At 38.5% G+C, this 10,292-nt stretch carries 7 protein-coding genes; 5 read left to right on the plus strand and 2 right to left on the minus strand.

Going from position 1 to position 10,292, the window contains the following annotated elements; all coding sequences use genetic code 11:
- Positions 1-438: 438 nt before the first annotated feature.
- Entirely contained in the window at positions 439-2,586 is a 2,148-nt protein-coding gene (locus I2F89_RS04315) for an LTA synthase family protein (RefSeq protein WP_195513585.1), read from the minus strand.
- A 436-nt stretch (positions 2,587-3,022) separates the two neighbouring features.
- Between I2F89_RS04315 and I2F89_RS04320 the strand changes: the two genes are divergently transcribed.
- Genes I2F89_RS04320 through ybaK form a run of 3 tightly spaced genes read left to right on the plus strand, consistent with a single transcriptional unit; the run spans position 3,023 to position 5,470 of the window.
- Positions 3,023-4,192, plus strand: coding sequence for a class I SAM-dependent rRNA methyltransferase (locus I2F89_RS04320; protein ID WP_195513587.1), 1,170 nt, complete (start codon positions 3,023-3,025; stop codon positions 4,190-4,192).
- A gap of 16 nt (positions 4,193-4,208) precedes the next feature.
- Positions 4,209-4,964 carry a type I 3-dehydroquinate dehydratase gene (aroD, locus tag I2F89_RS04325; protein WP_071866815.1) on the plus strand — a complete coding sequence of 252 codons (756 nt, stop codon included), beginning with the start codon at positions 4,209-4,211 and terminating at the stop codon, positions 4,962-4,964.
- A 20-nt stretch (positions 4,965-4,984) separates the two neighbouring features.
- Positions 4,985-5,470: a Cys-tRNA(Pro) deacylase gene (ybaK, locus tag I2F89_RS04330; RefSeq protein WP_010735105.1), complete on the plus strand. Its 486-nt coding sequence runs from the start codon at positions 4,985-4,987 to the stop codon at positions 5,468-5,470.
- A 112-nt stretch (positions 5,471-5,582) separates the two neighbouring features.
- Here ybaK and I2F89_RS04335 read toward each other — a convergent pair whose 3' ends face one another.
- Positions 5,583-6,842 carry an NAD(P)/FAD-dependent oxidoreductase gene (locus tag I2F89_RS04335; RefSeq protein ID WP_071866814.1) on the minus strand — a complete coding sequence of 420 codons (1,260 nt, stop codon included), beginning with the start codon at positions 6,840-6,842 and terminating at the stop codon, positions 5,583-5,585.
- A gap of 112 nt (positions 6,843-6,954) precedes the next feature.
- On the opposite strand from I2F89_RS04335, the gene gdhA reads away from it, so the two are divergent.
- Positions 6,955-8,304, plus strand: a complete 1,350-nt coding sequence (gene gdhA, locus I2F89_RS04340; RefSeq protein WP_071866813.1) for an NADP-specific glutamate dehydrogenase — start codon at positions 6,955-6,957, stop codon at positions 8,302-8,304.
- Between the two features lie 111 nt (positions 8,305-8,415).
- Complete coding sequence (locus I2F89_RS04345) at positions 8,416-9,762, plus strand: glucose-6-phosphate isomerase (RefSeq protein WP_074800827.1); 1,347 nt, start codon at positions 8,416-8,418, stop codon at positions 9,760-9,762.
- The last annotated feature ends 530 nt before the right edge of the window (positions 9,763-10,292 follow it).

Consider the following 10,292-nt stretch of genomic DNA (forward strand, 5'->3'; position numbering starts at 1 on the left):
AATCATTTAGTGAAAAACCGAAATAAAGGAAGGCTGATCAAGTAGGACAAGCGAAGGGAACATGAAGGCGTAAAAAAACTTCTTTAGTGCTGCTATTCCTTTGGTCGTACTATGAGATCCAGTGCTAAAACTCATATCCATGTCAAGATCAATGAACGAGCAATGAGTCGCCAAGAATGAAATGATTTATCTGGAATTTTAATCGTTTCAGACTTAGAGTATGTATGAGAAGACAGAGGTGTATCGAATATGGTTGGTTAGTAGCATCTCTTTGCTCCTTCAATATTGCTGGTAAGATGCTGGTAAGAAAAAAATCACTGAGTAGGAATAAGTAAATCTATTTATATCTAGTTTTTAAATCAAAAAAACACCCGAAGAAAGAATTTCCTCGAGTGCTGTTCGTTGAGTGATGACATTAGCTACTTGTTCTCACGTTGTTCATTTGTTGTTTTCCACTGAATCTTCACTATCCGTAGGTTCCTCAGCAGGAATACCATGGATATCTTGGAAGGTTTTTGTTTCGTAAAGATTTTGTGTCGTTTGATTGTTATTCTCACTGAAGACACTTGTTGATTTGTCACCAAGTGAACGCTCGGCATCATTTAGATGTTGCAAGCCATTTTTGTAATCAAACTTAGAAGTATCAAGTGGTTCTAAACCACTTTCTGTATAGAAACGAAGTAGATCGCCATTATTGATCTGGTCTGAAACAGCGAGTTGCTTGCTGACTGCTTCACGTAAGGCAGTAACTTCTGCTTGTTGTTCTTCAGTCATATCGGATAGGACTTCACCTGTTTGGGTATCGTAGACAGCTCCACCATAATAGGTGTACTTAGGTGAAACGAAGTCACCATCACGGAAAGCAACTAACTGGTTATTATCAGGTGAGAAGAGATCTTGTCCTAATTGGATATAATTTTTTGAATCAACACCTAACAAATGAAGCAATGTCGGTAAAGCATCGACTTGGCCACCATACGTATGATTGATTCCGCCTTTTGTTTGTCCAGGGATATGGATCATATATGGCACGCGTTGCATCGCTGCATTGTCAAAATTTGTCCATGTCGAACTTGTTTTACCAACTAATTCAGCTAAAGATCTGTTTCTTGTATTAGAGATCCCATAGTGGTCACCGTATAAGACGATGACTGAGTTTTCATACAAGCCACTTGCTTTTAAATAGTTGAAGAATTCTTCTACTGCTGTGTCTAAATAGTTAGCTGTCGCAAAGTAACCATTGATTGTTTCATCGTTCGTATTTGCTACTGGGAATCCAGCTTCCTCATTCGTGAATTTTGAATAAGGGAAGTGATTCGATACAGCAATGAATTTTGAATAGAAAGGTTGTTGCATCCGTTCTAAATATTGGACGGATTGTTCAAAGAAAGGTTTGTCATGTAAACCGTATTGGAATGAGTTATCGTCATTCACGTCATAGTATGAAGCATCAAAGAAGTAATCATACCCAAAACTCTTATAAGTTTCGTTACGGTTCCAGAATGTACCAGCATTACCATGGAATGCTGCACTGGTGTACCCTTTTGTTTGTTTTAAAATATTTGGTGCCGCTTGGAAAGTATTTTTACCACCAAGTTGAGTAAATAGGGACCCTTGGTTCAACCCGAATAATGAATTTTCCATCAATGTTTCTGCATCACTTGTTTTACCAGCTTTTACTTGATGGAAGAAGTTGTCAAAACTAAATGTTTCATTACTGTGGAACAAACTATTCAAGAAAGGCGTTACTTCATGTTCTACGCCATTTTCGTCTTTCAGTTTATAATCGATCACAAATTGTTGTAGGCTTTCTAAATGGATGTAGATGACATTCTTACCTTCAGCTAATCCGTAGAGATCTTGGTTTGGTTGAGCATAATGTTCTTTGACGTAAGTCGCTACTTCTTTCATATCATTTGGACTTGCTTCAGCTCGTACTTGGTTTGTTTGGTAGGTTTGGATACCGTCGTACACCATGAACGCGTTCAGTCCAAGATATTTAACTAAATAATCACGAGAGAAGGTACGTGTCAATAACTCTGGACGATCTGCTTCAGCTAAAAAGAGATTTCCTGAAAAGATCATCACTGCTAAAGTAGTAAAAGCAAACGCCATTCGAGCGCGTACAGGACGTGTGTCCATTTTGATTTTTTTCGTTGCTAAAAGTCCGACGATCAAAATGATATCGATCCAATAAAGGACATCATAAGGACGGAATAACCGTAAGGCACTTTCGCCTAAACCACTTGCGACTTTTCCGGCGCCTAGGATCGCGTTGATCGTAATAAAATCAGTGAACTCACGATAATAGATGATGTTAGAAAATAAGAGCAAGGTCAACAAGAAATAGATGACTAGCATCGTGATATACGCTGCTTTCGTTCGTCTAACATATAGGGCAATCCCTAAAAGAAGGATAGTCGTTGCGATTGGGTTGATGAACAAGATAAAATATTGGATGCCACTTTCAATCCCTAAATGGAAATCAAATAGATAAGTAGCAATCGTTTTGACCCATAACAAAACTGCTAGTAAAGAAAAAAATCCGAGCCTTTTATTTAAAAAAGCGGGTGTTTTTATTTTCAAATTAATCTTCCTTTCTGCACTCTTACATAAAAAAAGAGTGACATGAAACATACTCACGACTCACATACTCCTAACCATTTTACTAGTAGACCAAAATAGTGTCAATTGAAAGTACAAATCAAGCTTGATAGATTAAGATTTTCTTTAAGATCGCTAAGTTTTGTACAAAAATCTACACATGAAGAGGGAGACAGAAGTGCTCAGCACTGAAAAATCATGATGAAAAATCGGAAATCCTTCTTCAAATTGTCGTTTTTTCAAAATGTTTTCTGAAGGAGCTACTTTCGGAACACTGTGTATTTAGTTTTAGTGGGAGATAAGGAGTTTTTATTTTAGCTTTTTTCTAAGGAAAACTACCTACAAGACAAGGAATCTCTAAGACAAGAAGCGTGTTTTTTGTTATACTAAAAGGGAGAATGAAAAAGCAGGTGAGCCAATGAAACTAACAATAAAAAAAAGAGCAGTCAAGAAATTTTTAAAAGGCTATCCATTGATCCAAGAAGAAGATCTAGTCCAAATGAAAAAAACGACAGAATGGGTAGAATTAATTGATCAGCAAGGAAAATTTTTAGGAAAAGGCTATTTAGGAAAACAAAACAAAGGGATTGGTTGGGTACTCAGCCAAAAAGATGAACCATTTGATCAATCATTTTTTGAACTAAAATTTCTGACAGCTAAAGAAAAAAGGACAAGCTATTTTAATGATGAGCAGACAACAGCTTTTCGTTTGTTCAATGGAGAAGGAGATGGGATCGGTGGTTTGATCATTGACTACTACGATAACTTTGCTGTCTTTTCTTGGTACAATGAAACCTTATATATGGCTCGTGAAGTTTTATTAAAAGCTTTTCAAGCTGCTTATCCTGAAATTGTCGGAATCTACGAAAAAATTCGCTTTGAAACAACACGATTACCGGAGAGCCAGCATGTGACTGGAGAAGAGGCCAAAGAACCACTACTTGTCCAAGAAAATGGAGTGACTTATGCCACTTATTTGAATGAAGGTCTAATGACAGGAATTTTCCTTGACCAAAAAGAAGTCAGAGGAGCATTGATCGATGGCTTAGCTTTAGGGAAATCAGTACTGAATATGTTTAGCTATACCGGTGCTTTTTCTGTAGCTGCTGCTATGGGTGGGGCAACAGAAACGACAAGTGTCGATCTAGCAAAACGAAGTTTGAAAAAAACTCGTGAACAATTTGAGGTCAACGGGTTGACACCTGATGCCCATAAAATCATCGTCATGGATGTTTTTGAATACTTTAAATATGCACAACGTAAAGGTTTCTCTTATGATGTAATCGTTTTGGACCCTCCAAGTTTTGCTCGGAACAAGAAAAAAGTCTTTCGTGTAGCCAAAAATTATGGTGAATTGGTGAAAGATAGCTTGTCGATCTTAGCCGATGAAGGAATCCTGATTGCCTCAACAAATGCAGCCAATGTGTCGATTGATCAATTTCAAGCAATGATCGAAGATGAACTAATCTCTGCTGAGTATGAGTACCAAATCAGCGGTGTTTATCGTTTGCCTGATGATTTTCAAACCATTGATTCTTTCCCAGAAGGAAATTATTTAAAGGTATTTGTTTATGAAATAAAAAAATAGAGAGGGCGTGAAGTCAATGTTTCAAGTAAAAGGAGTAAGATTTGGTACTGGACGTCCAAAAGTCTGTGCGCCCTTGACTGGTACAACTCGCGAAGAACTTCTGAGAGAAGCAATCCTGGCGAGGGAAGCCGGTGCTGATTTAGCTGAATGGCGTCTTGATTGTTATCATGATGTCTTCAACAAAGAACAACTAAAGGAAACGTTAGTACTGATCTATGAAATGTTAGAAAGACTACCATTGCTTTTGACTTTTCGAACCTTAGAAGAAGGTGGAACGCAAGATATTTCAATCAAAGACTACCACGATCTGTATAAATTTTTGATCGACACAGAATTAGTGGAAATGCTAGATATTGAGTTGTTCAAAATCGAAAGTATGGAAAAGGATCTGCTCCATGATATCCACCGCCGCCAGATCCCACTGGTCATCAGTAGTCACGATTTTAAAGAAACACCAGCAGATCCGGTCTTGCTGTATCGTTTGAATATGATGGAACATTTTGGTGCAAGTATTGGCAAAATTGCTGTGATGCCAAATAATGAACGTGATGTTTTGCGGATGATGGAATTGACTCGTCGCGCTCATGCGTTTGTGTCAATGCCTCTAGTCACTATGTCAATGGGTGAGCTTGGCATGGTCTCTCGACTTGCAGGCAACGTGACAGGTTCAGCCATCACTTTCGGTGCGTTAGATGCGACACGAGCTTCTGCACCTGGCCAATTACCAGTTAAAGAATTAAAACAAATCATTAGTTTACTCAATGAAAATTAAGCTAGACGAAGGTGAAGATTTTGGCAAAGAAGAAACCAGTAAAAACTAATGCTATCCGTATGGTAGAACAAAAAAAGATTGCTTATACAGAACATGAATATGCTTGGGATGAAGCACATATCAGTGCCTCATCCGTTGCTGCTCAGTTGCCAGGAAGTGAATCACGAATTTTTAAAACATTAGTAGCAGTGGGGAATAACACAGGTCCGATCGTTGCCGTTATCCCTGGAAGCACTGAACTTGATTTAAAAAAACTAGCAAAAGTCTCCGGCAATAAAAAAGTAGAAATGCTCCATCTCAAGGACTTGGAAAAAACGACCGGATATATTCGAGGTGGCTGTTCGCCAATTGGTATGAAAAAATTATTCCCAACATTTATTGAAGAACAAGCAAAAGAATATGACCAGATCATTATTTCTGCTGGAAAACGCGGACTTCAAATGGAACTTGCTCCAGAAGCAATCGCTGAGTTGACCAATGCAACATTTGTCGATATCAAAATTTAAAAACCACAAACAAAAAGCAAAACAAATGCTGAAAGATCGATCCATGAAAGGCGAACGACACGCGTTGCCTTTCATGGATGTTTCATTCAAGCAATGTTTTGCTTTTCTTCTCTTACCATTGACTTTGCATCGCTGCGTGCATTCCTGAAACACGTCCCGTAGCAAAAGCTGCCGTGATATTAAAGCCACCTGTATACCCGTTTACATCAAGTAATTCACCGCCAAAAAACAGTCCGTTCAATACTTTGCTTTCCATGGTTTTTGGATTGACTTCTTTTAATGAAACGCCACCACCAGTAACAAAAGATTTCTCGATGGGAAATGTCTTATGGATCAATAGCTCAAAGTTTTTACATAATTCAGCAAATTCTTGGATTTGTTTTTCAGATGTTTGGCTACCAGTTAGTTCGGTCATTTCTAGCCGTTCAAGATAAAATTGGAGTAGACGTTCAGGTAGAAAACCACGCCACGCATTGATCAAATTCTTTTTCGATTCTTTACTTAGTTCCACTAACTCTCGTATCAGTTCTTCGACTGACTTCGTCGGGAAGCAATCTAAAGAAACAGTTACAGGTGCCTGCGTTTTTTGTAGCTCAGTGTTGATGAAACTGGAACACCTTAAAGCTGCTGGTCCAGAGATCCCAAAATGGGTAAATAAAAGATCCATCGTGTGCTCCGTGATCACTTTTCCTTTTTGGTTCAAGACACGTAACGTAATATCTTGTAAAGAAAGACCTTGCAACACTTTATCCGCAATAAATGACTCCTCAGAAATCAAAGGAGACTCTGTTGCATAAAGTGGTGTGATCGTGTGGCCTACTTTTTTGACCAATTTATACCCATCACCTGTTGCACCTGTAGAAGGATACGTGCGTCCACCAGTCGTCAAAATGACGCATTTTGCTTTAAATTCATCAAATTCAGTACGCACACCATAGATTTGGTTGTCCTTATGGATCAATTTTTCTACACGTTCGCCAAAAAACATCGTGACGTTCAATTCATTCAGACGATGAACCAGCGCTTCAATGATTGTTTTTGATTTATTTGTCACTGGAAACATCCGTCCGTGATCTTCTTCTTTTAAGTGAACTCCTTGTGATTCAAAGAATTCCATGATGTCAAAATTGTTGTATTGAGAAAACGTACTATATAAAAATTTACCATTTCCTGGGATATGCGCAATCAAATCATCAACAGGGCGATTATTTGTGACATTACATCGACCGCCACCAGTCATCAATAATTTTTTTCCTGCTTTTTTATTTTTTTCGATCAACAAGACATTGGCACCATACTCGGCTGCACTGATTGCAGCCATCATGCCACTTGTTCCTGCGCCAACAACAATCACGTCATAAGTTTTTTCCATTTTCTCACCTCACAGAGAGTGTAGCATATTTGAAGACGATTCGCAGAAAATGTTTTGACCTATGATTGAAATAAGCTAAAATAAAGTCAGATGAATAAAGGAGCGTGAACCTATGTCAAATGCAAAAGAATACGTACAAGCGATACAAGAAAAACTTCACCAAAAAGATGACGGCCAAATCGAGTTTCTACAAGCGGTCGATGAATTTATGCCTACGGTCATCCAATTTTTAGAAAAAAATCCAGAATACATTGAAAAAAATATTCTAGGGATTTTAGTTGAACCAGAACGAGTGATCCAATTCCGTGTTCCTTGGCAAGATGATCAAGGAAACTGGCAAGTGAATCGTGGGTACCGAATCCAATACAATTCAGCCATCGGACCATATAAAGGTGGCTTACGTTTTCATCCAAGTGTCAATTTGAGTATTTTAAAATTCTTAGCATTTGAACAAATTTTCAAGAACAGCCTGACAGGCCTACCAATCGGTGGCGGTAAAGGCGGAAGTGATTTTGATCCAAAAGGAAAATCGGATAATGAAATCATGCGCTTTTGTCAAAGTTTCATGTTGGAACTGGCAAAACATATCGGACCTTCAATTGATGTACCGGCAGGCGACATCGGTGTAGGTGCTCGTGAGATCGGCTATATGTATGGTGCCTATAAACGATTGAAACAATATGATGCAGGTGTTTTGACAGGTAAACCTTTAGATTTCTGGGGAAGTAAGATCCGCACAGAAGCAACAGGTTATGGCTTAGTTTATTATGTGAAACATCTATTGAACGAAGAACAAGATTCATTTGCTGGCAAAACAGTGATGGTCTCAGGTAGTGGGAATGTGGCAATCTATGCAATCGAAAAAGTCCATGAACTGGGTGGGAAAGTCGTTACTTGTTCTGATTCAGGTGGCTATATCTATGACCCAGAAGGTATCGATCTTGATCTATTAAAAGAATTAAAAGAAGTCAAAAGAGCCCGTTTAACAGAATACGCCAAAGAACGCTCATCGGCTGAATACCACGAAAATGAATCGGTTTGGACATTGAAACAAGCGGCTGACATTGCTTTACCTTGTGCAACACAAAATGAAATCGACGGACAATTGGCAGAGATCCTTGTAGAAAATGGCGTGAAGATCGTCGCAGAAGGTGCGAACATGCCATCCACATTAGATGCTGTTTCAGTCTATGAAAAAGCAGACATCTGGTATTGTCCAGGAAAAGCTGCCAATGCTGGTGGTGTAGCTGTATCTGCGCTAGAAATGAGTCAAAATTCACAACGCTTGGTGTGGGAAAGCAGCCAAGTCGATGCACAACTCGACGAGATCATGGCGACGATCTATCAAACGTGTCGTCAAACTGCCAAAGAATTTGGCAACGAAAAAAATCTTTTGCTTGGTGCCAATGTGGCAGGTTTTGAAAAAGTCGCAAAAGTAATGGCTATGCAAGGTTTAGTCTAAAAAATGGAAGTTTCTTGCAAATATTAGAAGCTTCTCGCATATTTGCTTGAAAAATAATAAAAAAAAACGTAAAGTATATCTGTAGATTGAAACTTTTAAGGAGGAACAAAAATGGCACACATTCATTTTGACTATTCAAAAGTTGCACCATTTGTCAATGAACATGAGTTAGGCTATATGCAGAGTCAAGTTACTGCTGCAGACAAATTATTACGAGAAGGAACTGGCGCAGGCAGCGATTTCCGAGGATGGATCGACCTACCTACGAACTACGACAAAGAAGAATTTGATCGTATCAAAGCTGCTGCTAAGAAAATCCAATCTGATTCTGAAGTCCTTGTGGTCATCGGTATCGGTGGTTCTTATTTAGGCGCTCGTGCAGCAATCGATTTCTTACAACATACCTTCTACAACTTGTTGGGAAGCGACAAACGCCAAACACCACAAATTTTCTTCGCTGGAAACTCAATCAGCTCAACTTATCTTGCTGACTTGATCGAAGTGATCGGCGACCGTGACTTCTCAGTAAATGTCATTTCAAAATCAGGAACAACGACTGAGCCAGCCATTGCATTCCGTGTATTCAAAGAATTACTTGTTAAAAAATATGGTCAAGAAGAAGCAAACAAACGTATCTACGCTACAACAGACAAAGCAAAAGGGGCTGTTAAAGTAGAAGCAGACGCAGAAGGATGGGAAACATTTGTGATTCCTGATGACGTCGGTGGACGTTTCTCTGTATTGACAGCAGTTGGTTTATTACCGATCGCCGCAAGCGGAGCAGATATCGATGCCTTGATGCAAGGTGCTGCCGATGCAAGCAAAGCTTATTCAAGCGACAAACTTGAAGAAAACGAAGCTTACCAATATGCAGCAATGCGTAATATTCTTTACCGTAAAGGCAAAGTTACTGAATTATTGATCAACTACGAACCAGGAATGCAATACTTCTCTGAGTGGTGGAAACAATTATTCGGCGAATCAGAAGGTAAAGATCAAAAAGGAATCTACCCTTCAAGTGCAAACTTCTCAACAGACTTGCACTCACTTGGACAATACATCCAAGAAGGACGTCGCAATATCTTCGAAACAATCGTAAAAGTTGAAAAACCACGTAAATCGATTACGATTCCAGAACAAGCAGAAGACTTGGACGGACTTGGTTATTTACAAGGAAAAGAAATCGACTTTGTAAATACAAAAGCTTTTGAAGGTACATTATTAGCTCATACAGACGGCGATGTACCAAACCTATTAGTTAAAATCCCTACAATGGATGCTTACACATTAGGTTACACAATGTACTTCTTTGAAATTGCTGTCGGCATTTCAGGTTACTTGAATGGTATCAACCCATTCGACCAACCAGGAGTAGAAGCTTACAAGAAAAACATGTTTGCTCTACTAGGCAAACCAGGGTTTGAAGACCTTGCGAAAGAATTGAACGAACGCCTGTAAGATGGGGGTTAGATTACTGATAAAAAATCAGTGCTCAAAATATGTTCCCTTCGAAATAAAATGTGGTACCCATTCTGGTACCCAAAACGAAAGGATGGCTGATTTAGCCATCCTTTTTATTTCTAGTTAGATAGTGGCTTTTTGAAATATACTCTGAGTAAAGAAAAGTAGTATTTAGCTTGAATAGAGCTACGATCATCTGTTAGGTAAAGTATTTTTTGGTTCAAGATAGAATACAATAAACCGAGAGCCAAAATGCAAATTAACCTATTTAATAGACAGTTCAATTAAAACGAAAGGGGATAAGGTGGATAGTATCTACAAAATAAATTCAAGAAGGTATCGATATCAATTGAACCAAAGTTACATAAGACTATTTAGATAATAAGCTCAAAAAAACAGTTGGTGAGAGTTATAATTTGTATCCTGAGGTGATACGTGCTATATTAAATGAGTAATCTAATTTGAAACGTAATCTGAGCGATATATTCACACTATAAAAACTCCTTTTACCAAGTAATGTTAATTGC

It is taken from the genome of Enterococcus sp. 1001283B150225_161107_E12 (genome assembly GCF_015556925.1).
GTDB lineage: Bacteria > Bacillota > Bacilli > Lactobacillales > Enterococcaceae > Enterococcus_B > Enterococcus_B mundtii.

Coding starts and splice junctions, on each gene's coding strand:
- I2F89_RS04320 (WP_195513587.1), top strand. CDS start 3,023: ATGAAACTAACAATAAAAAAAAGAGCAGTCAAGAAATTTTTAAAAGGC.
- aroD (WP_071866815.1), top strand. CDS start 4,209: ATGTTTCAAGTAAAAGGAGTAAGATTTGGTACTGGACGTCCAAAAGTC.
- I2F89_RS04335 (WP_071866814.1), bottom strand. CDS start 6,842: ATGGAAAAAACTTATGACGTGATTGTTGTTGGCGCAGGAACAAGTGGC.
- gdhA (WP_071866813.1), top strand. CDS start 6,955: ATGTCAAATGCAAAAGAATACGTACAAGCGATACAAGAAAAACTTCAC.
- I2F89_RS04345 (WP_074800827.1), top strand. CDS start 8,416: ATGGCACACATTCATTTTGACTATTCAAAAGTTGCACCATTTGTCAAT.